A 25,886-nucleotide genomic window follows, 5' to 3' on the forward strand; every position below is an offset into this window, starting at 1 on the left:
AGGTGGAAACCGGATTTATTTCGGTACGCTTCCCCGATCGGCACAAAAAACACGCAAAAAACGAAAATACTACTTTTAGTATTTTAGTATATTAGTTTTTGACTATATTTGCGGACATGACAACCATTTAAAAAACTGAATTTATGAGCAAAGCAAAAGTAATCTCCGTATTGAATCACAAAGGGGGAGTAGGAAAGACTACAACCACGATCAACCTGGGCGGCGCGTTACGTCAAAAAGGGTACAAGGTTCTTTTGATCGACCTTGACGGACAAGCCAACCTGACTGAATCGCTGGGCTTCTCTGCGGAGCTTCCCCAAACGATCTACGGTGCGATGAAAGGCGAATACGACCTGCCGATCTACGAGCATAAGGACGGCCTTAGCGTCGTTCCCTCCTGCCTGGATCTCTCGGCCGTTGAAACGGAGTTAATCAACGAGGCCGGGCGGGAACTTATCTTAGCCCACCTTATCAAGGGCCAAAAGGAGAAATTCGATTATATCCTGATCGACTGTCCCCCCTCGCTGTCGCTGCTCACGCTTAACGCACTGACGGCCTCGGATCGGCTGATTATCCCGGTTCAGGCTCAATTCCTGGCAATGCGTGGAATGGCCAAACTTATGCAGGTCGTCCACAAGGTGCAGCAACGTTTGAACTCGGATCTTTCGATAGCCGGGGTTCTGATAACCCAGTACGACGGAAGAAAGAACCTGAACAAGAGCGTTTCGGAACTGGTACAGGAAACATTCCAGGGCAAAGTGTTCAGCACCCATATACGCAACTCCATTGCGCTGGCCGAAGCCCCGACACAAGGGCAGGATATTTTTCACTATGCCCCAAAATCTGCCGGGGCAGAGGACTACGAAAAGGTATGTAACGAACTGCTAACAGAAATAAAGTAACCATATGGCAAAGAAGAACGATTTAAAAAACAGTATGTCGGCCGGGCTGACCGGGGGATTAGACAGCCTGATCCAATCCACGGCCGGGCAAAAAGAGGCTCAAAAGCCGAAGAAAGCGAAAACCGTGCATTGTAATTTTGTCATGGACGAAACCTATCACCAGAACTTAAAGCTGATCGCGATCCGCAAAGGCGATTCGCTAAAATCGGTATTGCAAGAGGCTATATCTGACTACTTGGATAAAAACAGTTCCCTGCTATAACAGCGTATCGGGAATATACAGGGCAAACACTCCACAAAAGAAATTCTCCAGGAAAAAGGTACGCAGAAAAGCAACCCTACACATAAATTACAGATGATAAAAGCAATAAAAAACCCGTTGGCAGGATTAATCTTGCGTATGTTTAACCTGCCAACGGGTACGATATTAATAAACGTTTGGATTAAGGTTAGACTTTTACGTCTTTATCTGCTTTATCTGCATTACCCCAGTCTGTTGTCTCTGCATCAAACTGGATCGGATTCAACACAGCCTCTCCCTGATCATTATAACCACCACCGAAAATCAACGTGTAGATATGACGCTTGCCCGCTACCCATGTATCTCCGAACGGAACATAAATTGTTTTGTATTCGCTTGCTGAACCCAACAGATAAACTCCGTTCTGCCGGATTTTGCAGGAGATCTCCAGATAACATTGCTTCGCATTATCGGCATCATGCTTGGTTTTGGTGTCTGTTCCGGAAACGTTCCAAGCAGTCAGCGTCTGTGGTATATTCAGCATAGGAGTAGTTGTGGTAATATCGGTAACTGGGTCATTACCTTCGACCGTGATGGATTTGTCTTTCACTACGGTAAATGTGCCCAGACCTGATGCTTCACTTGGTAAACCATCAAGATCACTCCAATTCCCCGTTACATCGGCTGCCGCAGGCAATGTGAAGACGCCGCCCATTTTGACATTATAAATCTTGATCATGTTGATGTCCACCTGCATGTTATCGTATTCGGTCTTTGCTTTGAATACGACCTGTGACAGAATATGCTTGAAGTTAAATTTCACTACTCCGTTGTTCATGTCTTTTGTCCGGTCTTTGGCTATGGCATACATCACGTCGTAGTTTTCATGACCATTGTTGGCTCCATACTCATCGATGCAGCTATACCTTATCTTTTGGACATCCTTGGTGACTTCCCAACTATAAAACCCCATCATATCGTCACTAACCGTTCCGGGATTGAACGCGTAAAAGTCCAAAGCCTCGGTAGGCCAATAACGAAGGTCGCTCGCTTTTTTATAATCCCACTTATTATCTTTGTACACGATGTTCACTCCGTCATGTCCAAATACCATGTGGTCCGTTCCCATGAAGACAGTACCATCCGCCGTAAAAGCGAACACGTCGAAATCGGTGTTCTTCAAGTTGTCGGGGGTAGTAGGGGTAGCCCTCGTTTCCGCCGCATTACTTAACACGTTAAAACCAATCGCATTCCGTGAGGAGGTTTCCACATTCGCAATCTCCTCGTCTGAGCAACCCATGAGTAGAGCTCCAAAGATTGCCCAAAGCATTACTGTACTTTTTTTCATAAATAAAAATAAATCAAATTGATACATATAATTAATAAACTCATATTACAACACTATATCCATATTCACATCATCCCAATCATCAACGTCCACATCAAATCCCGCACCGTCACTTCCCGGCTCGGATGGAACCTCATAATCAAAATTCAACACCAGATGCACATCACCGACATGCCCCACTACCGGGACATCATGCACTTGGCCGCTCACGTCCTGTTCCAATACAGACATGCTGCCTGAACGGTTCTTGAGATACAACCGGAAAACATTGGGCTCTCCTTCAAGTGCGGAATGTCCAAACGTATAGAATCCGCCTATAATCTGATTCCGTGAAACCATTCCATCAAAGAGCAGGCTCTCCGAAAGACCGGCGGGCAAACTGTCGGCGGACATGTTAAGCGAGCCGGACATGCCGGAAAGAGCGGCCCGCAAATCCGCCACCCTATCCAGTCCCCGAAGACCGTTCACCTCATACGTGTAGTGACATACCATGTTTACGGGAGTCAGCCGTACTATCTCCGCGCTTCCTCCCGGAATGTCCTTGAGGATAACTTCGTCTATATGGTCGCCACACAGCCAAGGTGGGGTGACAGCCATTGTCCGGTTATCCGGCGACTGCACATCACGCGTATCGGCAGTAAAAAGCGTGTAACTGCCGTTTTCTTTCCAAACCATCCCGTCGGTATCGTAGTTGAAGCAAATTACCCGGTAATCATTCTCGGGAAGCTCCACTTCCCCATCCTCTCCTCCGGGGAAATCAAATATCCACGTGTTGCTTTCATCGTCGGTCGGATAAAATACGACCCTCATGCCTTCAGGCTTGTCATGATTGGAAATCTTGGTCCAGTCGAATACTACCCGCACCGTGGCAAAGTGCGGATGATCGTAACATAAATCCTTATGCTCACAAGCCGTCAGTCCTATCCATAAAAATATGAACACCAGACTAAAGCGTATCCGTATCACTGCCTGCCTCCTTTCTTCCGGCTATAATTCCCCCGCCCGATCAACCACACCAAAGAGATACCCGCCTTGGTCGGGCCGAACCAGCAGCGTTTTTTAGTGGTCTGCCATACATAGTGACCGTCCAAAGGGATGTACTCCTTGTACAATCCTCCAAGGTAGCCGATTCCCAACGTGAAATCCACATTGAACCGATGTCCCACAGGTAACGAGTAGCCGTAAGCCACGCCTCCCCCGTAACTCCATTTATCCCCCAAGTAACCTTTCCCACCCAATTCGAAATCATAGGTGACGATCTGCCCGTACAATCCGACATGATGCCCGGAAAACGGTTTTTCCACCGCTCTCCGACCGAACCAGCGGCGCAACTCCACATCTCCCCCATAGATACGCCAATAATTATGCTTCCGATCACTTTTCCACCAGGCATACATCCAATTCCCGGCCACAGACCAGTTCTTCCCCAAACAGAACTCAACCCCGATGTCAGGTATCAAAACAGCGTCATAAAGCAAGTTTGTTTTCACCGCCATGCAAAACGGCCGTTTCTTTACCGGAGCTATGACGGTAACGGTATCACGGATGCACAACGTATCACGTGTATGTATATATACCGTATCTCTGACGGGATTTATCGGATCACTATCATAGCATATTTTCACCATCGACGAACGAAGTTTCGGAAAATGGAATTTATACAAATATGAGTATGGCCTCCCCCCTTTCAGTCTTTTCAGTTCTCCCCCCCAATAAGGGCTGTCCTGGTTTTCCAAACGTACGATCTTCTCCAACAAACGAAGGACATCCTCCCTCTCCGGAACATTCACATCCGCTCTCACCATCGTTATAAGTCCGTTCCAGTCGCTTCCCGAAAAATGAAAATCCCTCTCCAATACCGGAATCTTTATATAAGGTGATATATACCGCCACAAAACCTCTGCTCGTTTTTCAGACAGCCTTCCATTCAACAGCCCCCCTCCTTCCGGGGAAGCTCCTCCTATTATTTGAATTTTCCTGATAAGACGGACGGAGTCGTTCAATGCGGAACAGATTTTAGCAAACCGCTCCATCTCGTTCCCATTGTCAAGTAAACATGTATCTATATTTACCTTTCCTTGATGAAAATAGATCCTTACCGAATCACGCTTCTCCTGAGCGGATATTTCTCCGCTTATACTCAACACGAGCACGAACAATACACATTTAATATAAAAAAACATCTTTTCGTCATTTAATCATTTGTTAATATGACAATCCAAACCCAGGCTTTTACACCCCCTGAATTTCAACCGCTAAAGATATGCACTTATAAACCAACCTCCAAAGCAAAAAACAAGTATTTTAAACTTATAAATACTTAAAAAGACAACCACACAACAGCTACAACACTTACCACAGCAGCCAATCACGCTTACACAACAATTAAAAACACTTAACATCATAAAGAAAAGTACTTAAACATACAAAAAAAAAAAACAGTTATTTTTGCAGGAAACATTATACTTAATAACACTTAAAACAATAAAACACATGAAATTCAGCACAAAAGCCGCTACTTTTCTAAGTTCAATAAAAACTCAAACTTACGACAAAAAAGAAAGAGAAATGATAATAACGTATCCCTTAATTCCGCAACACTATTATAAAATATTTTTTTTAAGTACCTGAGCAACAAAAAGTTGCTCAGGATTTTGCCATGTCAGAGGATTCACTTAACTTAGTGTTGCAAAAAAATAATCAAACAAAACCTCATCAGGCATGGCAAAAATACAAATAAAATCCGAGAAGCTCACTCCTTTTGGAGGAATATTTTCAATCATGGAGCAATTTGACTCCACATTGTCATCTGTAATCGACTCGACACTCGGTCTAAGGTGTAGCTCGTTCGGTTATCAGTACAGTGAAATCGTCCGTTCCCTCATGAGTATCTACTTCTGTGGTGGCTCATGCATTGAGGATGTCACTACTCATTTGATGAACCATCTCTCGCTCCATCCGACACTTCGTACTTGTAGTTCTGATACTATCCTCAGAGCGATAAAGGAACTGACGCAAGGAAACATCTCATACACATCAGATACGGGTAAGAACTACGATTTCAACACGGCTGACACACTCAATACCTTACTGCTCAATTGTATGTTTGCATCCGGCCAACTGAAAGAGGGCGAGATGTATGATGTTGATTTCGACCATCAGTTCATAGAGACTGAGAAGTATGATGCAAAGCCTACATACAAGAAGTTCCTTGGTTATCGCCCTGGCGTGGCGGTTATTGACGACTTGATTGTTGGCATTGAGAATAGCGATGGTAACACCAACGTTCGTTTTCATCAGAAGGACACGCTGAAGAGATTCTTTGAGAGATTTGAGCAGAACGGACTTACAATCAATCGTTTCAGAGCTGATTGTGGATCATGTTCCGAGGAAATCGTGGAGGAAATAGAGAAACACAGCAAATCCTTCTATATCCGCGCAAACCGCTGCAGTTCGCTCTACAATGACATCTTTGCTCTTAGAGGCTGGAAGACTGAGGAAATCAATGGCATTGAGTTCGAATTGAACTCTATTCTTGTTGAGAAGTGGAAGGGTAAAGCATACCGACTTGTGATTCAAAGACAGAAACGGATGGACGGTGTGCTGGATCTTTGGGAAGGAGAATACACATACCGTTGTATCCTGACTAACGACTATGAATCTTCCACAAGAGAAATTGTCGAGTTCTATAACCTTCGTGGAGGAAAGGAACGTATCTTCGATGATATGAACAATGGTTTCGGGTGGGACAGATTGCCCAAATCCTTCATGGCAGAGAACACTGTGTTCCTTCTTCTTACGGCACTTATCCGTAATTTCTACAAGGCCATTATCCACAGACTTGACGTAAAGAGGTTCGGACTCAATGCAACAAGTCGCATAAAAGCGTTTGTCTTCAGGTTTGTCTCTGTACCAGCCAAGTGGATCAGAACATCAAGGCGGTATGTGCTGAATATCTATACCTGTAATAATGCTTACGCAGATATTTTTCAGACTGATTTTGGATAACGCCTACAACTTATGGGTATGATACTGCGTATTGCCTCAAGTCGCATAGTGGGGCAAGGGGATATTGTGGGCAGAAGTGGGTATTTCAGCCTCAATTTATCTGCTAATTCAGTGATGAGAGGACGTTTAGACGCAAGAAGGACGCTGAAGAGCTTAGTTGCGGATTTGAGGGTATCAACAAAAACGAGTCTTTCATCTATCCCTGCTCATGCTGGTCTTATGCGCACCCATATACATATATTCAGTTCCATTTCCCAATGAACAGTTTTATTATATTAACAGCGTATTATTCCTGTTTATCATTATGTGCACTCTCGCTTATTTTAAAAAGAGAGTAAATCTGACCACGACCTTTTCCATTATACTGATAGCCATACATATCGAGATTTTTATCGAAATAATTTATTGCTCAATATGTAGCGGACATGAATATAGTTATCAAAGAGCATTGATAATGAGTAACATTACTATCTCTCTCTTATTTACCATGCTTTCCATCTGTGCCTATATGAGTAATATCTCCATCCTATTGTCCTCCCTTACCATAGCTTCCTATACAATCTGCACACTTATCACCGACGAACCGTTCCTATACAGTTATCTGCCTTTGATCATCATCATATACACCATGATCCCCTTATTAGGAAGATCCTTACGCAGTAATATCAGCAGCTTGCTAAAAAGTAGCAACTTGCTAAAAGAGGAAGAGGAAATGCTTTTGAAACGTCTCCAAATGAAAAAGGAAGAACTATTCGCGTTCGCCGAGTTGTTAAGCGAGAATAACCCGGAAGAAAAGACAAGCTCCCTGTTAAACATAATAGGGGAACAATCCAAAGAAAATCTTTTTACAGCCCTTGCCGCATACCAGAAAAAGGAAAAAAGTAAACTTGATACAATCAGGAGAATATATCCCAATTTATCCCCGTCCGAATTAAACATCTGCCGTTTAATACTGCAAGACAAGACCGTCAGCCAAATATGCGAATTATTACATCGGAGTAGCGGAAACATAACCAGCCAACGAGCGAACATACGTGCCAAACTCGGACTGAAAAAAAGCGACAATTTAAAAGAAGCATTACAAGAACGCATGAGGCTGTATGAAGAAGAACACCACCGGCAAGAGGAGTTTTCAGCCATGCGTTAGGGATTGCAGAGTAAAGCCCACAGCCTTTAGGCGAGGACTTGAAACGTAAAGCCCGACCGTCCCACGGGAACGCCCAAAAGAAAAAGAATCCCCCGAACATTCATCCGGGGGACATCCAAGCCGTCACGTCAATTATAATACAGATTCAGATCATCCGTGCCAATCTCCTTTCCGTCCCGGAAAACAAGGCGTAAATCAATCCTCTCTCTGTTTTCATTGCCACAAAGATAGACATACCGGCCAACATACGCATCATACTTATCAATCAGTTCTAACGGTATGACCGGCATGGGAAAAGGATACACCTATATTGCATATAGCGGAAAATTTGTAAGATTACCCTGTACTTTATAAGGCAACATAGAAAATCTCTCCGCATGCAATTCCGGTCTTTTTCCCAGTAATGCTGTCAACGAATTGGCCCGGACATTCCCTTCGGCCTTCACTTCTATCGGCACCATTTGGGCATTACGTTGAATAACAAAATCCAACTCAAGACGCGAATTGTCTGTGTTATGGTAATAAATCGGTGACACGCCCTTACTTTTCATCTGCTGCAATACATACTGTTCAGTCATTCCTCCCTTGTATTCCTTAAATATGTCGTTTTTAATCAAGACTTGGGCCGGATCTGTCTTGACCATAGCACCCATAAGCCCCAAATCAACCATATAGAGTTTGAAAGCCGACAGGTCTTCATAAATATCAAGCGGAAGCTCCGGTTTGGTACATCGAGGCACTTTATACAACAACCCGGCATTTACAAGCCATTGAATGGCCATCTCAAAATCATTGGCTCTGGCACCTTTTCGCAAAGCTCCGTAAATGAATTTCTTGTTTTCTTTAAATAATTGGGAAGGAATGCTGTTCCATACCATTCGGACACGCGGAACCTGTTCTTTGGGCGCATGTTTTGAGAAGTCAAGATCATAGCCTTGCAAAATCTCCGACTGTATTCTTCTGACTTCCAGCAAGGAATCCGTTTCTACATATTTGAGTACAACTTCCGGCATACCACCTACATAATAATATTGCCGAAGGAGATCCGTATATTTGTCATGCAGGAGGCTTATCGTTTCAAAATCCCCACTCATAAGCAATTTACAAGCTTCTTCTTCTCCCTTGGCGACAAGAAACTCTTCAAAGTTCATAGGAAATATATTGATGACATTTACCTTCCCTACGGGATAAGACACATCCTGATGAAGGGATATCCCCAAAAGTGAACCTGCCACAGCTATATGATACTCCGGAACCTCCTCTTTAAAATACTTCAAAGATTCCAGTGCTTCCGGGATATCTTGTATCTCATCAAGGATAATAAGCGTATCACCCGGAGTAATGTCAACGGAAGTCATCGCACGCAGCCCCCGTAAAATTCTGTCAACATTGAAATCCTGAGAAAAAAGCTGGCGTGCAAGGTTATTCTTACGGCATACCACATAAGCCTCTTTTTTGTATTCAAGTTTGGCAAACTCATGGAGCAGCCATGTTTTCCCAACTTGTCGGGCACCATTTAAAATCAGAGGTTTTCTATCCTCACGGTTTTTCCATTCTATAAGTTGTTGCAAAACAAATCTTTTCATCTACAAACAGCATTTTTATACATGTAAAAACAGCGTATAATACATTTATCCGCACTTATTTAAAGCACAAATATAAGAAAATAAACAGATAATAGAAGCAATCTTATACATTTTTCCGCACTTTAATCAACTCCAATGGAAAGCAGTAGCCAATTTAGGATTGCCTTCTCCACGCTCGATGGCCACCAGCGTATTGATGCCCACGCCCGCCAGTTCGGAGAAGTTCCAGCTGATTGACCTTCAAACTCTTCCTGCACTCTTTAATCATCTTTCCTAGCTCTTTCATATTCACAACACATTGTGATTTTAGTCAGTTTTCATCCTAGTTCAAAGAAAAAAACAGCCGATAAAGCAACTATAATCATTGTATTCATATAGATTAACATCATATATTCAAGTTAATCTATATATTTACATGGATTATTTGTATATTTGCAAAAAAGGAACAACCATGTGGAATGAAATGAGCAATCCAGCTGTGCTGATGAGAATCGGCCAGCGCATCAAAGAGACACGTATCAGGCAGCATATCACGCAGGAAGAACTGGCAACGGCTTCCGGTGTAAGCCCCTTGACCGTTGCGAACATCGAGAAGGGCAAATCGGTATCGCTGCTGTTGTTCATCAGCGTACTCCGCTCGCTCGGCCTGCTGGAGAACCTGGAGCAACTGGTACCGGAAATCCGGGTCAGCCCGATAGAGCTCAAAAAACTGCAAGGAAAGAAACGCTACCGTGTACGCCATTTAAAACAAGATAACCATGAATGATTTGATAGTAGATGTAAAGCTATGGGGAGAAAGCGTAGGCTCTCTCTATTGGGAAAAGGAAAGCAATGCCGCCTTGTTCGACTATGAACGGAAGTTCATCCGCTCCGGTCTTGACATTTCTCCCATCATCATGCCCATCAGCCAGTACAGGAACACCCCCTACCGGTTCCTTGAAAACCGTACCGACTGTTTCAAGGGGTTGCCCGGCCTGTTTGCCGATTCACTGCCGGACACTTTCGGAAACCAGATCATCAATGAATGGTTTGCCAGCAAGGGATTGTCCGGAGAAGAGATTACCCCTTTAGACAGGCTTTGCTATGTAGGCAAACGTGGCATGGGCGCACTGGAGTTTGAGCCGTCCTCGCCAATCAACGGCATGAACGAATCATCAGTGCTCCATATCGAGGAACTGACGGAGCTTGCCAAATCCGTATTCACGGACAGAATGGCTTTTCAGGTCCAACTGCGCCAGGAAGGAAGAAACATTCTGGATATACTGAAAGTGGGAACATCTGCCGGAGGTGCCAAGCCCAAGGCCATCATCGCCTACAACGATATTACCGGAGAGGTACGCTCCGGACAGGTAAAAGCTCCTGAAGGATTCGGATATTGGCTGTTGAAATTTGATGGCGGCAAATACAGCGAACACACGCAGATAACGGACAATCCACAAGGAATAGGAAATATCGAATATGCCTATCACCGGATGGCAAAAGCCTGCGGTATCGATATGATGGAATGCCGGTTACTTCAGGAAAAAGAGTCATATCACTTTATGACACGCCGTTTTGACCGTATGAAAGACGGAGAGAAAATCCATGTACAGACATTGGCCGGGCTTGCCCACTATGACCGTGACCAACGCCATTCATACGAAGAGATATTCCGTATCATGCGGCAGATGAACCTCCCTTATCCAGAGCAGGAGGAACTATACCGAAGAATGGTGTTCAACGTCATGAGCCGGAACCATGACGACCATAGCAAGAACTTATCTTTCCTGATGGATAGACAAAGGAAGTGGAAACTGGCCCCAGCATACGACCTCTGCTACTCATACACACCGGGCGGCAAATGGACGAACCGCCACCAGCTGTCACTCAACGGCAAACAAGACAATTTCACGATGGAAGATCTGCAAAAGGTAGGTGAGAACATGGGTATCCGGAAACACAAACAGATTATCGAAGAGATACAGGAAACCGTATCGCATTGGCATGAGACTGCCAAGGATTGCGGGGTCAAGCCGGAACACGCCGATTTTATCGGAGAAAACCTGCTCTTGTTCGGCAAGCAACTGCATACGATCCATATGCCGGACATTGCCAACGAACAAGAGCAGGCTTTCATGAAGGCTATGCGAAATGATGACTTCAATACCATTCTGAAACTGAAGATGAGAGGATATCAGCCATCGGAGAACACACTGAAAAGCCTCCAGCCGGATGTATCCGCCACCACCTTCATCGCTGCCGCCAAAATCTTCCAAATGGAAGGGATGCTAAAAAGCCTTCAGGACATAAAACCCGCGCAAAGCCCGATTACAGGCGGCAATAAACGTAGCATGGAATTGGGGGATTAGCACACAAACTACATCGCGCACAATTCAATATAACAGTAAATATATTAATTGTTATATATAATATTTTGATTTAACAATTAATATATTTACCTTTGTAAAATGACAACGAATCACATCACCCAAGCCATGGCCAATCCGGAAATCATAGTGGAACTGGGCAGACGATTTAAGGAATACAGGCTAACCTATAGGCTCACCCAAAAAGAGGCTGCCGAGAAAGCCGGTGTCAGCCTTATCACCTTACGCCAGTTTGAGAACGGGAAGGCCTATAACATCAATATGGGCAACTTTCTTGCCCTGTTACGAGTAGTGGACTGTCTGGAACAGATGGATGATCTGATGCCGGAAATACCTGTTTCAGCCTATACAATGGAACGAATAATGAATAAAAAGCCGAAAAGGATAAGACATGGAAAATAATGTTGTGAGTGTTATGTTATGGGGAGAAGAAGTCGGAAAGCTCTATTGGGACGAAAGAAACAAAAGAGCCGTCTTCAACTATCATCCGGATTTCATCAAGAAAGGAGTGGAAATCGCCCCACTGACCGCTTCTGTCAAAGGACCGGCGGCAAAGGGTATGCCCATACTCGGAAACAAAGAAAAGACTTATCAAGGTCTCCCACCGTTTTTGGCAGATTCATTGCCTGATCGGTGGGGTAACATGGTCTTCGACCAATGGGCGGCACAAAACCATATCCCCAAGCGCAAACTCACACCGGTAGATAAACTGTCTTTCATCGGGAAACGGGGAATGGGAGCCTTTGAGTTCATCCCGGCCACTCCTGGATTGGAATCCTCTTCCACTCTCCAGATAGAGAGTTTATACCAACTGGCACGCCGTATCTTTGAGGAACGGGAGGAAATATCCGTGCAAGATGACGAAGCACTGCAACTGCAAAGTATCTATGAGATAGGTACATCAGCCGGAGGGCAGCACCCGAAAGCCATCATCGCCATCAATGAAACGACACATGATATACGTTCCGGCCAAGTCCCTTTACCGGAGGGCTATACCTACTACATATTGAAGTTTGCAGAAGGGGACGATTTTCCGTTCACGCAAATGGAAATGGTATATTATGAGATGGCAAAGGAAGCCGGGATTACGATGATGCCTTCCCGACTCATTCAAATTGAGGGAAAACATCACTTCCTGACGGAGCGTTACGATAGGATAAACGGAGAGAAGATACATACACAGACACTTGCTGCCATGAATCCGGATGCAACGAGCTATGAGGATTTGTTTGAAGTCTGCCGAAAACTGAACATCCCGGCAAGCGAACAGTCCGAACTCTACCGTAGGACGGTATTCAATATCATGGGCGGCAATGTGGATGACCACATCAAGAATTTCTCTTTCCTGATGGAAAGAAACGGCACATGGCACATCACCCCAGCCTACGACATGACATTCACCACCAATTTGGACGGTGCGGCATACGAAAACGCACACTCCATGAGCATTGCAGGAAAAGATAACGACATCACGGAAGATGACCTGATGCAATTTGCCAAACAGAACGGAATAAAGAATGCGAAAAGGATAATCGAAGAAGTCAGCCTTGCCATCAGCCATTTTTACGATTATGCCACCAATCATCAAATCGATGACTATTGGAAAGACCGCATCGAAGAGCATCTTTCCGGTTTGGTATCTCCGATCATAGGGAAAACCATGAAACACTACCTGCCCACCATTGTCGAACCCTACGAGACAGAGGATGGCTTTTTGGTATCAGAAATCAACATCATCGAAAACACCCGGCATGATTTCCGTATCGAGGCCTTCATAAACGGAAAGCGACAGAAATACATTGCCGGGCGTAAAAGCGATTTGGCTGCTGAAGTCATTGCCAAAGGCAGAAACAAGATGCCCGTTGAGAACAAGAAAGAACTTGTGGAACGGTTGTTACTGCCTTTAGCTAGAAGATAAAAACAGACGAATAGCGACACTATTACATTAATAAAAAGTCTGTTCTTGTTCGGCAAGCAACTGCATACGATCCAAATCCGGACATTGCCAACGAACAAGAGGAGGCTTTCATGAAGGCTATGCGAAATGATGACTTCAATACCATTCTGGAACTGAAGATGAGAGGATATCAGCCATCGGAGAACACACTGAAAAGCCTCCAGCCGGATATATCCTCCACCACCTTCATCGCTGCTGTCAAAATCTTCCAAATGGAAGGGGTACTAAAAAGCCTTCAGGACATAAAGTCTGCGCAAAGCCCGATTACAAGCGGTAATAAACGTAACATGGAGCAAACAAATTTACTATTCAATTTTCAGTTTTTTTCTATTTCTATACTACTGTACGCCATAAAATAACGAAGAAACTTATTCCTATATCAATTCATAATCAATAACATACAATTCACCAAGAATATTAGGGAATGCTACAGTATCATATATCACCTGCCCTACTCCATTAAAATTACCCGGAGATATTACAGATGCTACAACACCATGATAAGCTGTGGGAGAAAAAGAAAGATCTGCTAATCCATTTATCCCAATAACATTTTTCTGTACACCAGCATTATTAACATTACAAAAAATTGCATAATGAATAGTTTGATGTAAATTTACAGCAGCATTAGGAAGATGCACAAAATATAATATATCTCCATTATTACATTTAGCTAAATCATGATAGGTATTTATTTTTTGTATCATACTTTCTAAAGAAGCTCCAAAAGGATTAACTGAAATTCTTTTTCCTGTTGCCTGTTCTATAATTCCTCTAACTAAATTAGCACACCCTCCACCATTTGTAGGTAAATTAACATTCAAATTCTGAGTATTAGTAATAAATTGTGTAATCAATTGTCTATCATTTATACTTATAGCCATATATTATAACTCATGTTCTCCTACTCTCTCAAAGGCTTTTCGGAACCTGCCTATAAAAACTGTCTCTGTAAGCTTACCCCACAAATCTACCCTATAATCCCCAAACCGCTATCATCCCTTTTCTGAATGCCATGGAATTTTTTCCGAATACATAAGTTAGAAGATGAAAAAAGATTGTATTCAAAGTTTTTGGTTCTTTTTTGAAAAAAGAACCGCTGGCCAAAAATCCAACGGTTACTTTACTTTCGGAAAAATATGCAATGAAGTTTATAGGCCGAATGAGGAACGCAGCTTCTTCATGGCATTCTCCACATCAAAGAAAGACACATCCATAAGATCTTCTCCCCATGCTTCCGGAAAGTCAAGAATGGAACGTCCGTTATTAAGAACCGCATCACGGATGGCTTTCATCACATTCTGCCGAGTCGGTTCCAGCTTGAAGAAAAGGCAATGCCTGACTGCCATTGTAAGGGTATCATCATCTATAAAGAAACGGATGGTGACGGTCATGTGTACCTGCGTCCGTTTCTCCAGTTTCTTCTTTTTAGTTTCCAGTTTGGCCAACCGGGAAACATAGAATGAAGGGATATGTTTCCCGGATTCAACGCAAGTCTTCATCGCTTCATGTATTTCAGCGATGCCGTCACGTATATCCGTCAAGTCGGTGCAGTTGGATGCAACCGTATAAGCCGATAACTTTTTCATCTCAAAAGCCGTTTTTATATGGCAAAAGCCCTGTTTGTGAAACTTATAATATATGAATCTCCTTATCACCTACCTTCTCGTCCGATACGACCAATACCTCGTACTTCATCCTCTTGTAATTATAGACTACGGCAAGCGTATTAAAGCCACCGTTATCATACCGCCTGTCATAAACGGTATGTACATACTCATACATCGCATTCCCCATCATGAACTTTACGGAAACATCCGTAAAGTAAAATGCCACCGCATAAGCCAGCGTTTTCTTTTTATCAACCTTTTTTGTTTTCATAACCATTTGTCCTTTATTGTTTTCTGATAAAATATTCAATGGCCGAATGAACCAATATATAATGTGTGGGTGTCTGCCTGCACTGTTCCGCATAAGGATTATAGAACTGGAGAGCCAGCGCATGGTATAATTCCGGCAATTCCCGCTTGATTCTCGCCGTAAGCAGCCGATAGGAGCATTTTCTACCGTACTTCATCAGCTCACGCCATTTGTCCTGTGTTATTTCCGTGCAATTCGTCTCGTAAACCATAACTTCCGTTTTTAAGTTCAATATTCCGGTTGGAAAGCGGAAAGGGGTTGTTCCCTCTCCGTTTATTCTCTAATCAATTCAGGCAAGCTTTTACCGTTATACCGGTTTTCAGTCCTTTATCCAGCTGCACGGTCAACCCACGAACATTCACCTCTTGAATTTGAGAAAGAAGCACATAACCCCATTCCCATTCTTGAATATGGCAATAACCGAAAAAAAGCCAGTCACCGTCTTCCTGCTGTTCGGCTTCCGTTACCAACCATACCACCGAAGAAAAAGGAAGGAAAAACCTTGCGATGACTTCCGCATTAAGCCCCTGCCCCTCTTTTGAGTACAAAGGGTTGGCTTCAAACACATTCTTTAGTTGTTCCGTCACTGTAATCATATGTCACATTTTTAAAGGGTTAAACTTCTAATTTTATGCTTCAGCTAGATTTAAAGACCTTTTTTTAAAACCCCTTTCCGGGATGACCTTTTCTTTCTGCCGACTTTTTTTTTGAGCTTTCATGCCCCATCTGAGTTTATAAGCCTTTTTTTTACGGCACACAACAAGAAGGAAGGAGGGATTGAGAAAAGTTTTGGACGACAAAAAATGTTGGGGACAGCGAAGCCGTCCGGCGTTATTTTTTTCGGTACAAAGGGCGAAGACCGGAACTCTTTCGTATCCATCCACCGAAATAAATTTGCCGTTCAAAAACAAAGGCTCTCAGACGGGGCTATGAAAAAACGTACATTAGGGGAGGCAGAAAACAAGGAAAAGGGCAGTACGGAAATAAAAGAAGAATAAAATCCAACATTATTCACATTGATATATAATAGCCAAGTATTTCGCCATATCAATATAAATCCAACTATAATCAAAATCAAACAGTTATCTAATTTATTGGTTATTAAACATATAATACGCCAAAACATTTATTTTGGAGAATATAATATTAATTAAACAAAAAAATGTAAGCATTCGATAAACTCCCCCTTTCATTCTAAAAATGTGATATTACTTTTGTAATCAAAGTAAAAAAGCTCAATTGTTATGTCACATCAATGGACCATGGAAGATTTTGAATCTATTTATTCCCGTTTCAAGTCGAGCGGACTGTCAGTTATGGATTTTTGTTCGAATGAATGTATTCGTCCCAAACGTTTCTACGAGTGGCGTTCCAAGCTGTTGCGCAAAGGCGGCTTTATCCCGGTAAAGGTAAACAGTAAGGGCCAGGTCAGTCTTCCCCATAAGGAGAAATCCCTGCTGTCTGCCCCTCCGGTCAGCCCGTCGCCAATTCCCCAGCCGCTATGTGAGATCTCCTATCCCAATGGCGTTACAGTCCGCTTGAACAGCCCTTTGTCACCGGAGGTATTGCAAACCCTGATATTTTTGAATTCAAACCGTTAGCCTATGTTTTCTTTGAATGAATCCAACAGATATTATCTTTACCCGTATCCGACAGACATGCGTAAGAGTTTTTATACGCTTAGCGGCATCGTGACCAACCAGATGGGAAAGAATGTACGGGACGGTGACGCTTTCATTTTTATCAATGCGAATTGTACCTGTATGAAAATCCTCCAATACCTGCACTATCATCCTCTATCAAACAGGGTTGAGATAACGCTTGGGATAACCAATCCTCCCAGTGGCAGGATTGTAAAAAGACTACTGGCCGATGCCGTAACCAAAGGAATGATAGAAGTACTCTAACAATAGTAGTGCCACTATTTTATAAGCAGCACTGCAATTGTTCCTTACCCCAGCAAATGCACCTCCTGTAACCTCACCAACCCCAAATACATCTTCAAGAACACCTCCTGATACACCTTCAGATCCGGGAAATAGACGAAAGACTTCCGGGCAAAAGAGAGGCACGTGAATGGCCGTTCATTCGGAACCTCCATTTCCGGATAGCGTTTCTTCGCCTGGTCAACCGCCATCTTGTTCAGTGAAGCCACGAAGTTAGCCTGGCGTATCGGATTCCATTTCGGGGTTTCAAGAATCACCATCCCATCTTTCCGCTCAGGAATAACCAAATATTCATCCTGCACGTTACGGACGTAATAGCACACAAAAGACAAGGCCTCATAGACATTATCCCCTACATGAATACCGATAACCCGTTCTTCAACCGGTGTACCGGCAAAGCATTCCGCAATCTGTTTCATGGCATACCCATGCAACAAGGCAGCATCAGAAGCCAACAGATAAGCCGGTGCGGTACGCTCTCCTCCCTTATCGATGGCAGCAAAGACAGAAGGACTCCAACAGAGATGGATGAGCTTTCCTTTTTCTTTCTCACGAAGGGAAGCGACACATAAACGGTTATCAAAGACCAAACGGGCTTCTTTCGTTTCCGGATGGAACTGGAACACGTTCCGTACCCTGTCCGGCTTATGGATATCCATCATCAGATAGCCCTGCCAACCGGACACGTGCTTTGTCTTCAAGACGGTTTCGCTTTCCTCCACATCGAAAAGATAAGACAAGAGCTTTTCTCGCTTACAACATACGAAGAGAGAAAGCTCGTCCTGTTCTTTCATCTGCTGCATATCCAAGGAAAGAACAAAAGCCAATTGCCAAGGAGTAAGCTCGGAAAAGCCATGTAATTCAATACAAGACAACGCATCCTTCTCCGGTGAGTAAACGACATATCCCCGGCCACCTATCTCATATCTCAACATGAAATCCCCCTGTTCAGTGGGATGATAATTCTGTAAAACGGTCTGATAATTCATAAAGCAAATATATTAAGTTAGTATTCATCATAATGAGAAATCGGGACCACTCTTGCGTTTCCGTTTCTTTTTGGACGGTATGAGATCATCCTCTTGCGACTTCTTCCCGCTGCCGGTAATGTCAAGTTCCGGAATGGCCATAACTCCCCCACCCTGCATATAGAAAGCCTCACGATCCACCCGCTCACGGAACTCCCCTACCCTATCGATATGTGGCGAGAGACCGACAGCCACACCATCGAAATGCTTCTGGATATTCTGATAAGTGAGCTTACGGGAAAGATCCGCACCTTTAAAGACATGAGCATTTTCCACGTTTTCCATATAAAAGGAAATCCCGTATGCGCCTTTGCTGTTTACATGTTCCGTCACACGGATCGATTCTTCCGCCAACCTTTTCTTAAAATCCTCATAGCCTAAAGAAGCGTTCAATGCCTTAAACACATGGTCATAGAGATAATGCTTCTGTTCATCGGCGCTCATGCCCCGGCCATCAAAACGAATATTACCAAAACGATATTTCTGAGGAAGTGAAACGTCCTTCAGGTAAAAGCCTGAATCCTTGATGCCATAGACATAATAGGATTTGTCCTTCTTGGTGACCAGACGCATATACAATCCTTCTTGTTCCAGGTTCCTTCGGAAATCGGATGTACTTTCGGAAAAAGAGTAGATGCGGTCAAGCTGTTGTAACAGTTCATCCTTGAACAAGGGGTTGAAAAAACCTCCTTTTTCCAGCAATGCGAAAAGGTTGTCATAGCTTTCATCCCCCAATAGGACACGCCATTCTTCATTGGCCAATTTTATTTCTTGCAAGGGTTTATTCAAAGACCGGTATGTATCGGATTGTTCCAGGACAGCCGATACCTTATCCTTGTAATTATAACTACGCATGGCTTTCTTCAAGGCCGCATCGAAATAATAGTTACGGTATTGCGCCTCTCCCAACGTGGTTCTCTTGCCTCCTTCCCTTTCCAAAGGCAACAGACCGTACTTCTGCTCCAGTTCCCTTGAGATCTTTTCGGAACGGCTGTAATTATTTCCGGAAGGAATGCTTTTGCCTTCTTCATCAATTGTGGTCAGCAGCACATGCACATGGCTGTGTGCCTTGTCGGTATTTAGGACAACGGCATAACAGGACTTTCCGTACCCCATCCTCTCGATATATTCCCCGGCAAGAGAAAGCCACTGTTCATCGGAAAGGCTTTCTCCCGGATAGAGGCTCAGAATAAATTCCGCATAAGGTAGTTTCACCCGGTCATTCAACTGGGAGATAAGTTTCATGTAGGCTGGCATGGCGGCCAGTTCGTCACCAGTGGAGGTGTAAAGCACTTTTCCGTTTCCTTCCTTGACCTTGGAAAGCTGGTATTCAATTTTCCGGCTCATGGACAGGTGGGATGAGAAAGAAGGTTGTATCTCGGCTATCATAACAATTTCCGGTTAATGGTTTCTACATCCGAAAGGTATTGGTTAATCCGATCCAATGAATACAATATATTTTCATCGGACGGAAGCGTATTGATATGTTTGGCAAGCTGGTTGATATTGGCTCCTATTTTACGAAGTTCATATATCATTTGCACATCGGTTTTCGATATGCTTCTGCCTTTCAAGGCAGACTCTCTGATAAAGGAAGAAAGGGATTTTCCCTCTTCCTTTGAACGTTGAAGAAGCTGTTCTTTCTCGGCTTCCGTCAAGCGGATCTTTATACTTATATCTCGATTCTCTTTCATATATACAGAGTATGTGAGTGTAACGAACATTGGTCGGCAGCTCGGCTGTCGCAAGGTTTTTTGTACCCACAAAAACATACCTTGCATTAGCAAAGATATACAATAATACTCAGCTGTGAAACAAAACCAGACAAAAGTCTTGATTTCTTAATCCAGATTAACCGCTCACTTTGTTACAAAGTAACTACGCACATTGTAACAGGCGAACGGAAAGCCATTAGTTACAAAATACATAATTACTAATTATATTATTACAAAGTATGAACATACATACTTAATTATAAGATTAAGTATGTACATATTTATATTTATATTTATATATGTAATTACTTATACAATTAAGTAAAAAAGTGTATAATAAATTAATTATAAAAGTATGCAATTATTTAATTTATTATTTATATATTTGCGCACATACTTAAAAACGTACATTATGGGACAAATATTACCAGGAGTAGTCGTAGCTTTTGAGAATCCCAAGGGCGGGGTAGGGAAGTCTACGCTGACAGCTTTGTTTGCAGGTTATATTCATTCGCAGTCAAACGAAGAGGGGGGCTTATCCATTGCCGTGGTGGATATCGACGACATGCAGAACACTATCGGAAAATTACGTGAGGACGAAGCCGAGGACGGAATCATGAAAAAGGAAGAAGAATATGAGGTTATCAATATCTCTTCCTCAGAGTTCATCAACCAACTGGATTTCCTTCAGGACAATTACGACATTATACTTGTCGATTTTCCGGGTAACCTGAAACAAAACGGTGTAGTTGAAACGCTGCACTTCGTTGACGTGATCATCATTCCCTTCGAACCGAACCAGACCGATTTAAGACCTACATTGACCTTTTACTATAACATCTATGAAGGGATTATCGAAAGCCGTCGAAAGATTGGTAAAAAGACTACCGTGCGTGGTGTTATGAACCGTGTTCTTCCGAATGTGCTGGAGTTCAAAGAAATTTTGAAAAATAAAAAAACCTTGCCTTTCGAGTTGATGCAAAACTACATCAAGGATTCAAGGGTTGACTATCAACGCAATTTAAGTACGCTGAGTAAAGCGTACCATCATCCCTGTGATGCTTTCTGTGAAGAGGTATTGGAATTAATCTGTAACCATATAGGAGAATAAAGCTATGGCAACCAACAAAGAAAGGACATCATCAGCCGCCATGAGAAAACTCTTGCTGCAAAGCGCCAGTAAGAAAGAGCAGGAAATCCAGCAGATCGGAAGTGTTGCGGAAAGCACTATCCCCCAACCTGCGATTGAGCACCCCATCCATGAAGAGGTGAAAGAATCGGCTCCAGTCAAAGAAACCGTCCAAGAACCTCAGCCGGAACAAATGGAAAAGCCGGAATCCAAACCTTCCGTGCAGTCTTCTCCAAAAACAGAAGAAAGCAAAGTCTGCGGAAAAAAATTCTCGGAATATCTGGAAGAGCGAAAATTAAAGAACACCGAAGTAATCCGGATATCCAGCGAAACCCACAGAAAGCTGAAGCAGATTGCTATGGCCACTGGATTAGGAATGCACAACATCGCAAACAACATTCTTGAAGACATATTGACCAGCCATAACAAGGAGATTCAAGCGATACTGAAGAAGTATATGAGCATCTGATTCTACTTTCGGAAAAATATATACGCCTGTTCGACTGCATCCGTCGGGCAGGCGTTATTTTTGCACACCGTTTTAGTGAAGGCCGGCATTGAACCGGGACACTTTTACACAACTGCGGAAAAATCCCTTTGCCTATTATCCTGGACAATATGTTAAAGAATTCAAACCTCTACTTGTTTCCACCTCAAAATTTTTTCCGAAAGTAAGAATACGGTAACAAAATCATTTCTTCGTTTTATTTAGGTTTTTAGGGATTTAAGTATTTGTGGGACACTTTTACACAACTAATAAGGGAGGTTTTCCGTATAATCAACTATATTATTGCAAGTTAGCACTTACTGGCATCTTCTCGTAACCGGGACACTTCTGCACAACTAACCGACTATTCGGGACACTTCTGCACAACTGAACAGGAAAGTCGGGATACTTTTACACAACTAGAATCTGCATTCGGGACACTTTTACACAACTAAATCAGGAATCCGGGACACTTCTGCACAACTAAACCGGCCATTCGGGACACTTTTACACAACTGGGGGATCGGAAACAGCCGTAGTCGGGACACTTTTACACAACTAAATCAAGAAACAGCACGAAAAAAATGCTTTGGAATCTTCATTTATAGGGAGTTAGATTCACTATCTCCGTAAAAAAACGTATCTTTGCATCAGTAAACAACAAGTGTCCGCCTATGAAGGAAAGTAATACACAAAAAGAGTTGAGCAGAGTCCCCAGGACTCTCAGCGAGTCTTCCAACACGAAAGTATTGGAAGTTCTATTTGATGCAGGCGGCACTGTCATGTCTGACATTATCATTTACGTGGCATCTTCACAAATGAAAGATCTGTTCGGCGACTGCTGGTTCTCCATCAACGATTTTTGTGAGGTCATGGGGTATGAACGAACCAAGTTGCAACGAAAACTGACCGAGAAGCAGCTTGATTTCCTGTTCAGCAACCAACGTCCGGTATATATCACCGAACAGAACGGCCAAAAGATAGAGCATCCGATAGAGAACACCTTTGAAGCGGCGTTATACCGTTTAGGGACATCCAACCTCAGTGTAGCATACGCCATGAACGGCAAGACGCAATATAAGTTCATTCAAATACTGGACCGCTTTGAGATAAAGGATAACTTCGGCACGAAAAAGCGCACCAAGCGGAATTACAACGTGCATCTGAGCAAAGATCTGATGAATACTTTGCTTACCGAATACAATCTGCTGGAACTGAAAGACTACCGTAACCTGCCCAACCGCAAAGGCTACCGCAAGTTTTATCTGAACCTGGCGAAAATGATTTACCTGATCAAGTATAAGATTGACCAAGGACAAGCACCTTATTTCACCGTTACGGTTGACCAACTTGCCAAGGAATTTGATGTAACGGTAAAGGACAACCATGACCGGAAGAAGAAGGTGACCAGCATCTTAAACGGTATCAACAAAAAGCTGGAGAGAACCAAATTCCAATACCAGTACATCAAAGGAAAAGGGGAGAAGTGGCCCTACACCGTACAGTTTTTCTTTGACCAGGAAACATTGGAATATTTCGACGAAAAGATAAAGGCGATACTGACCTCGCAATATCACGATGCGCTTAAATCATGCTTCTTGTTAAACAAGAAAGGCATTCCCGTGAGCAGACATTATCAATATAAGGATTTCTTTAAATTGGGAACCGGCGAATATTATCATGAATTTACCGCATGGCTTTATTCTGAAGAGGACAAGGAGATTAAGGAGAACATCTACCGGGATATCTATATAAAGGTAGTAGGCATTCGTCCAGAAGACCTTGCCGTCAACTTAAATCCCTAAAAGTTGGAACAAAAACCATAAAATAGTATCTTTGCAGCGGATTGTCAGAAAATTGGCAGCCCGCTTTTTACATACGTCCGTCTGTCTAACAAAAGAGTGGCATCTATCGTTAAGGAATTAACAACAACAGGCGCATGCCTGTACCAGTATGAAACTGGTACGGGGCGTGCCTTTGTTGTTGGAACGCCACGTCCATGTTAGAGGGTACGTTTCCGTACCCTTATATAAACATAAAACAAATTCAATGGTTCAAACAATTGCCACCCTGATAGATGAGACGCTCATGGTAATGGGCGCCCATCTTCACGTGCGGATGACAGACGAAGAAAAGGCGTATCTTGATGCTCATTTCGAGCTTATCCATATCAAAAAGGGAGAACACCTCGTCACCAGGGGCGAGGAAGTATGCTACCTCTATTATCTGGAATCCGGCATCGTCCGGTTATGGTTTCCGGACAAAGAGAATAGAGAGATTTCAGCACGGTTTATCCAAGCCAAAGAGTTCATCAATTTTTTCCTTTCACATGAAGAACACCATGCCCACTACAATATCAAGGCATTGGAGCCATGCAAGATCTGGAGATTGCCCAAAAAAGATCTTCATCAGCTATATGAGTTATCCATCAATTTCAACAAGCTGGCCAGAATACATTTGGTAAGATCCATCAACCGCAAAATAATAAGGGAAGAGGAGTTTTACACACTGGATGCCGAAGCGCGTTACAAAGCGCTTTTGGCCAATGAAAAATGGCTGTTACGTTCAATACCCTTAAAAGACATAGCAAGTTATATCGGCATCACGCCACAAGCATTGAGCAACATCCGAAAGCGCATATAAACCAAACCCTATAAGCCGGGCAGGACAGTTTTACACAACTAATCCTATCCGGCTTTTTTCTGTAGAATTATTCCACACCTGCCGGTTTACGGCACATGTATTTTTTAATGCACATTAAATAAACACGAAAGGCCCTTTAAAAGCCCTTCATAAAATTTGTCCTCCCGTATATAATCTATATGTTTGGAGCGAAAACAACGCGATAAGCACCTTGATTCGGTTCTGCCGACAGGAATCCGCGTAAATTGGAAACACCGTATGAGACAAATAGAAAAATATATAACATTAATAACCTAAAGAGTAATTCCCATGGAACACATCAGACTGACTGCTATCAGCCTTAGCCTGCTGTTATGCACCGTAAGCGCTTTTGCGCAACGCCATTATGAGAACATCCCGGCACTTGAATTGAACTACGGCACTAACCTGTTCGGCAATGCAGGCAACTATTACAACCTGTCCTTTTCCAGATACATCAACCGGACAAGCTATTGGAAAGCCGGGTTTAGCTATTTTGAGAAACCTTACGAATATACAGCCAACCTACCGCAAGTCTCTACCTTGAACCCGGAAGAAACGATTCCCGAAACGATACATGACAAGGGTAAGGACTTTTTTGTGGACGGCGGTTATTACAGAACCCTGGCCTGCAACCTGAAATCCGTTTACTGGGGCATCGGCCTGGGAGGATTCATCGGTACAGAATACGTCCGCCACCCCGATAAGGAATACAACTTCATCATCGGCCCGAAACTGGAAACGGAACTGGAAGTATTCATCCTGCCCCGAACGGCATTGCTTGCCCGCATACAACAACATTGGAATCCCCTATCCATTGACAAGTGGAACACTGTCTGGAACGTAGGAATAAAGATACTGCTCTACTAACCGACAAATCATATCACCATGCTTATTATCATATTGTTAGCCGATACAAATGTATCCGGCCTGATCTCCTTATACCGTGAAATAGGCGCCATGCTGATAGGGGTAGGCTTTCTATGTGCCGGATTAGCGGTACTTAAAAAGCTGATAAGCAACCACGAGCGCACCAAAGAGGCCATCATCACCTATATCACGGCATTGGTCACTTGGCTCATTATCTGGCAACTCTTATGAACGTAGTGGATTTGATACTGGTTGCCATACTCGCCTGTGTCACGCTTCACTTTTACTTTCGGAAAAAGAAGAAAGCACTTTCTTCCGGAAAGGAGAAAGAGAAGCCGATAAGGGAGGCGGTGCGCAAGGAAGGGCAGGAGAGAGCCTGTCCGGTCATCTGCGTGGTATTTCAGCCTGAGCTGGAAGAAGAGGAATTGGCTGCCGAGATAGCCGATATGTACCTGCATGGAAGAGCCTACTACTACTCAGGCAAACCACTGCCGGAACAGCCGAAAGAAGAGCCCATATCCATCAAGTATAAGGATGTGCAATGGGAGAGACTGAAAACGATTCATGTTTAATTA

The 25,886-nt window shown here is 43.3% G+C and carries 30 protein-coding genes and 2 pseudogenes; 19 read left to right on the top strand and 13 right to left on the bottom strand.

Translation table 11 applies throughout. The features are described from left to right. Positions 1-143 precede the first annotated feature (143 nt). Together GD630_RS20745 and GD630_RS20750 are read left to right on the top strand one after the other, a co-directional pair. Positions 144-902 carry a ParA family protein gene (locus GD630_RS20745; RefSeq protein ID WP_007564630.1) on the top strand — a complete coding sequence of 253 codons (759 nt, stop codon included), beginning with the start codon at positions 144-146 and terminating at the stop codon, positions 900-902. Between the two features lie 4 nt (positions 903-906). Beyond that, positions 907-1,164 (top strand): hypothetical protein, encoded by a 258-nt coding sequence (locus GD630_RS20750; RefSeq protein WP_005648607.1) that lies wholly within the window; start codon positions 907-909, stop codon positions 1,162-1,164. A 187-nt stretch (positions 1,165-1,351) separates the two neighbouring features. Here GD630_RS20750 and GD630_RS20755 read toward each other — a convergent pair whose 3' ends face one another. From GD630_RS20755 to GD630_RS20765, 3 genes are read right to left on the bottom strand one after another with little or no spacing between them, the layout of a single operon-like run. Further along, the gene (locus GD630_RS20755; RefSeq protein ID WP_143868431.1) at positions 1,352-2,491 is read right to left on the bottom strand and encodes a fimbrillin family protein; all 1,140 of its coding nucleotides are present in this window, start codon (positions 2,489-2,491) and stop codon (positions 1,352-1,354) included. Positions 2,492-2,536: 45 nt separating this feature from the next. Then, positions 2,537-3,457 carry a DUF5119 domain-containing protein gene (locus GD630_RS20760; RefSeq protein WP_143868433.1) on the bottom strand — a complete coding sequence of 307 codons (921 nt, stop codon included), beginning with the start codon at positions 3,455-3,457 and terminating at the stop codon, positions 2,537-2,539. Next, on the bottom strand, positions 3,454-4,674 hold the full coding sequence (locus tag GD630_RS20765) for a DUF3575 domain-containing protein (RefSeq protein WP_032849859.1): 1,221 nt from the start codon (positions 4,672-4,674) through the stop codon (positions 3,454-3,456). Before GD630_RS20765 ends, GD630_RS20760 begins: the two co-directional genes overlap by 4 nt. Before the next feature lie 538 nt (positions 4,675-5,212). Between GD630_RS20765 and GD630_RS20770 the strand changes: the two genes are divergently transcribed. Both GD630_RS20770 and GD630_RS20775 read left to right on the top strand, forming a co-directional pair. Further along, positions 5,213-6,499: an IS1380-like element IS613 family transposase gene (locus tag GD630_RS20770; RefSeq protein WP_005805709.1), complete on the top strand. Its 1,287-nt coding sequence runs from the start codon at positions 5,213-5,215 to the stop codon at positions 6,497-6,499. Positions 6,500-6,671: 172 nt separating this feature from the next. Then, positions 6,672-7,646 (top strand): annotated as a pseudogene (locus GD630_RS20775) (LuxR family transcriptional regulator); the annotation flags it as partial. Positions 7,647-7,951: 305 nt separating this feature from the next. Here GD630_RS20775 and GD630_RS20780 read toward each other — a convergent pair. Both GD630_RS20780 and GD630_RS21425 read right to left on the bottom strand, forming a co-directional pair. Then, positions 7,952-9,232 carry an ATP-binding protein gene (locus GD630_RS20780; protein ID WP_005868811.1) on the bottom strand — a complete coding sequence of 427 codons (1,281 nt, stop codon included), beginning with the start codon at positions 9,230-9,232 and terminating at the stop codon, positions 7,952-7,954. A gap of 126 nt (positions 9,233-9,358) precedes the next feature. Further along, positions 9,359-9,518: pseudogene (locus GD630_RS21425) on the bottom strand (helix-turn-helix domain-containing protein). A gap of 129 nt (positions 9,519-9,647) precedes the next feature. Here GD630_RS21425 and GD630_RS20785 point away from each other — a divergent pair. From GD630_RS20785 to GD630_RS20805, 5 genes are all read left to right on the top strand, one after another. After that, on the top strand, positions 9,648-9,998 hold the full coding sequence (locus GD630_RS20785; RefSeq protein WP_005868812.1) for a helix-turn-helix transcriptional regulator: 351 nt from the start codon (positions 9,648-9,650) through the stop codon (positions 9,996-9,998). After that, the gene (locus GD630_RS20790) at positions 9,991-11,580 is read left to right on the top strand and encodes a type II toxin-antitoxin system HipA family toxin (protein WP_143868437.1); all 1,590 of its coding nucleotides are present in this window, start codon (positions 9,991-9,993) and stop codon (positions 11,578-11,580) included. The genes GD630_RS20785 and GD630_RS20790 overlap by 8 nt, the downstream gene beginning before the upstream one ends. 99 nt (positions 11,581-11,679) lie before the next feature. Continuing rightward, positions 11,680-12,000: a helix-turn-helix domain-containing protein gene (locus GD630_RS20795; RefSeq protein WP_005868815.1), complete on the top strand. Its 321-nt coding sequence runs from the start codon at positions 11,680-11,682 to the stop codon at positions 11,998-12,000. After that, a complete protein-coding gene (locus GD630_RS20800; protein WP_005868817.1) occupies positions 11,990-13,516 on the top strand; it encodes a type II toxin-antitoxin system HipA family toxin in 1,527 nt (508 codons plus the stop codon). The genes GD630_RS20795 and GD630_RS20800 overlap by 11 nt, the downstream gene beginning before the upstream one ends. Positions 13,517-13,626: 110 nt before the next feature. After that, a complete protein-coding gene (locus tag GD630_RS20805) occupies positions 13,627-13,914 on the top strand; it encodes a hypothetical protein (protein WP_007569214.1) in 288 nt (95 codons plus the stop codon). Positions 13,915-13,929: 15 nt separating this feature from the next. Here the strand turns inward: GD630_RS20805 and GD630_RS20810 are convergent, their stop codons facing one another. The 5 genes from GD630_RS20810 to GD630_RS20830 all read right to left on the bottom strand — a co-directional run bounded on the left by GD630_RS20810 (position 13,930) and on the right by GD630_RS20830 (position 16,071). Further along, positions 13,930-14,439 carry a hypothetical protein gene (locus tag GD630_RS20810; protein WP_007569216.1) on the bottom strand — a complete coding sequence of 170 codons (510 nt, stop codon included), beginning with the start codon at positions 14,437-14,439 and terminating at the stop codon, positions 13,930-13,932. Positions 14,440-14,706: 267 nt separating this feature from the next. After that, positions 14,707-15,144 (bottom strand): hypothetical protein, encoded by a 438-nt coding sequence (locus tag GD630_RS20815; RefSeq protein ID WP_005868821.1) that lies wholly within the window; start codon positions 15,142-15,144, stop codon positions 14,707-14,709. A gap of 43 nt (positions 15,145-15,187) precedes the next feature. After that, a complete protein-coding gene (locus tag GD630_RS20820; protein WP_005868823.1) occupies positions 15,188-15,436 on the bottom strand; it encodes a hypothetical protein in 249 nt (82 codons plus the stop codon). 13 nt (positions 15,437-15,449) lie between these two features. Then, on the bottom strand, positions 15,450-15,686 hold the full coding sequence (locus tag GD630_RS20825) for a hypothetical protein (RefSeq protein ID WP_005868824.1): 237 nt from the start codon (positions 15,684-15,686) through the stop codon (positions 15,450-15,452). A gap of 73 nt (positions 15,687-15,759) precedes the next feature. Continuing rightward, positions 15,760-16,071 (bottom strand): DUF2958 domain-containing protein, encoded by a 312-nt coding sequence (locus GD630_RS20830; RefSeq protein ID WP_005868826.1) that lies wholly within the window; start codon positions 16,069-16,071, stop codon positions 15,760-15,762. Positions 16,072-16,278: 207 nt separating this feature from the next. On the opposite strand from GD630_RS20830, the gene GD630_RS20835 reads away from it, so the two are divergent. From GD630_RS20835 to tnpB, 3 genes are all read left to right on the top strand, one after another. Then, complete coding sequence (locus GD630_RS20835; protein WP_227191566.1) at positions 16,279-16,473, top strand: hypothetical protein; 195 nt, start codon at positions 16,279-16,281, stop codon at positions 16,471-16,473. 246 nt (positions 16,474-16,719) lie between these two features. After that, positions 16,720-17,076: an IS66 family insertion sequence element accessory protein TnpA gene (tnpA, locus tag GD630_RS20840; protein ID WP_004319780.1), complete on the top strand. Its 357-nt coding sequence runs from the start codon at positions 16,720-16,722 to the stop codon at positions 17,074-17,076. Positions 17,077-17,079: 3 nt separating this feature from the next. Further along, complete coding sequence (gene tnpB, locus GD630_RS21430) at positions 17,080-17,382, top strand: IS66 family insertion sequence element accessory protein TnpB (RefSeq protein WP_083444256.1); 303 nt, start codon at positions 17,080-17,082, stop codon at positions 17,380-17,382. A 44-nt stretch (positions 17,383-17,426) separates the two neighbouring features. On the opposite strand, the gene GD630_RS20850 is transcribed toward tnpB, so the two are convergent. From GD630_RS20850 to GD630_RS20860, 3 genes are read right to left on the bottom strand one after another with little or no spacing between them, the layout of a single operon-like run. Continuing rightward, on the bottom strand, positions 17,427-18,410 hold the full coding sequence (locus GD630_RS20850) for a hypothetical protein (RefSeq protein WP_005868869.1): 984 nt from the start codon (positions 18,408-18,410) through the stop codon (positions 17,427-17,429). A 27-nt stretch (positions 18,411-18,437) separates the two neighbouring features. Further along, positions 18,438-19,838 carry a relaxase/mobilization nuclease domain-containing protein gene (locus tag GD630_RS20855; RefSeq protein ID WP_005868870.1) on the bottom strand — a complete coding sequence of 467 codons (1,401 nt, stop codon included), beginning with the start codon at positions 19,836-19,838 and terminating at the stop codon, positions 18,438-18,440. Next, complete coding sequence (locus GD630_RS20860) at positions 19,835-20,173, bottom strand: plasmid mobilization protein (protein ID WP_008770294.1); 339 nt, start codon at positions 20,171-20,173, stop codon at positions 19,835-19,837. The genes GD630_RS20855 and GD630_RS20860 overlap by 4 nt, the downstream gene beginning before the upstream one ends. A gap of 403 nt (positions 20,174-20,576) precedes the next feature. Between GD630_RS20860 and GD630_RS20865 the strand changes: the two genes are divergently transcribed. From GD630_RS20865 to GD630_RS20895, 7 genes are all read left to right on the top strand, one after another. Next, the gene (locus tag GD630_RS20865) at positions 20,577-21,275 is read left to right on the top strand and encodes a ParA family protein (protein ID WP_005868872.1); all 699 of its coding nucleotides are present in this window, start codon (positions 20,577-20,579) and stop codon (positions 21,273-21,275) included. A gap of 4 nt (positions 21,276-21,279) precedes the next feature. Beyond that, positions 21,280-21,762 carry a DUF3408 domain-containing protein gene (locus tag GD630_RS20870; RefSeq protein ID WP_005868873.1) on the top strand — a complete coding sequence of 161 codons (483 nt, stop codon included), beginning with the start codon at positions 21,280-21,282 and terminating at the stop codon, positions 21,760-21,762. A gap of 692 nt (positions 21,763-22,454) precedes the next feature. Beyond that, complete coding sequence (locus GD630_RS20875; protein ID WP_005868874.1) at positions 22,455-23,585, top strand: hypothetical protein; 1,131 nt, start codon at positions 22,455-22,457, stop codon at positions 23,583-23,585. A gap of 244 nt (positions 23,586-23,829) precedes the next feature. Continuing rightward, on the top strand, positions 23,830-24,423 hold the full coding sequence (locus GD630_RS20880; RefSeq protein WP_005868875.1) for a Crp/Fnr family transcriptional regulator: 594 nt from the start codon (positions 23,830-23,832) through the stop codon (positions 24,421-24,423). 309 nt (positions 24,424-24,732) lie between these two features. After that, positions 24,733-25,311 carry a conjugal transfer protein TraO gene (locus tag GD630_RS20885; RefSeq protein ID WP_005868877.1) on the top strand — a complete coding sequence of 193 codons (579 nt, stop codon included), beginning with the start codon at positions 24,733-24,735 and terminating at the stop codon, positions 25,309-25,311. Positions 25,312-25,329: 18 nt separating this feature from the next. After that, positions 25,330-25,542: a hypothetical protein gene (locus GD630_RS20890; RefSeq protein ID WP_005868879.1), complete on the top strand. Its 213-nt coding sequence runs from the start codon at positions 25,330-25,332 to the stop codon at positions 25,540-25,542. Then, positions 25,539-25,883, top strand: coding sequence for a hypothetical protein (locus GD630_RS20895; protein ID WP_005868881.1), 345 nt, complete (start codon positions 25,539-25,541; stop codon positions 25,881-25,883). The genes GD630_RS20890 and GD630_RS20895 overlap by 4 nt, the downstream gene beginning before the upstream one ends. The last annotated feature ends 3 nt before the right edge of the window (positions 25,884-25,886 follow it).

This window comes from Bacteroides zhangwenhongii (genome assembly GCF_009193325.2).
In the GTDB taxonomy this organism is placed as follows: domain Bacteria; phylum Bacteroidota; class Bacteroidia; order Bacteroidales; family Bacteroidaceae; genus Bacteroides; species Bacteroides zhangwenhongii.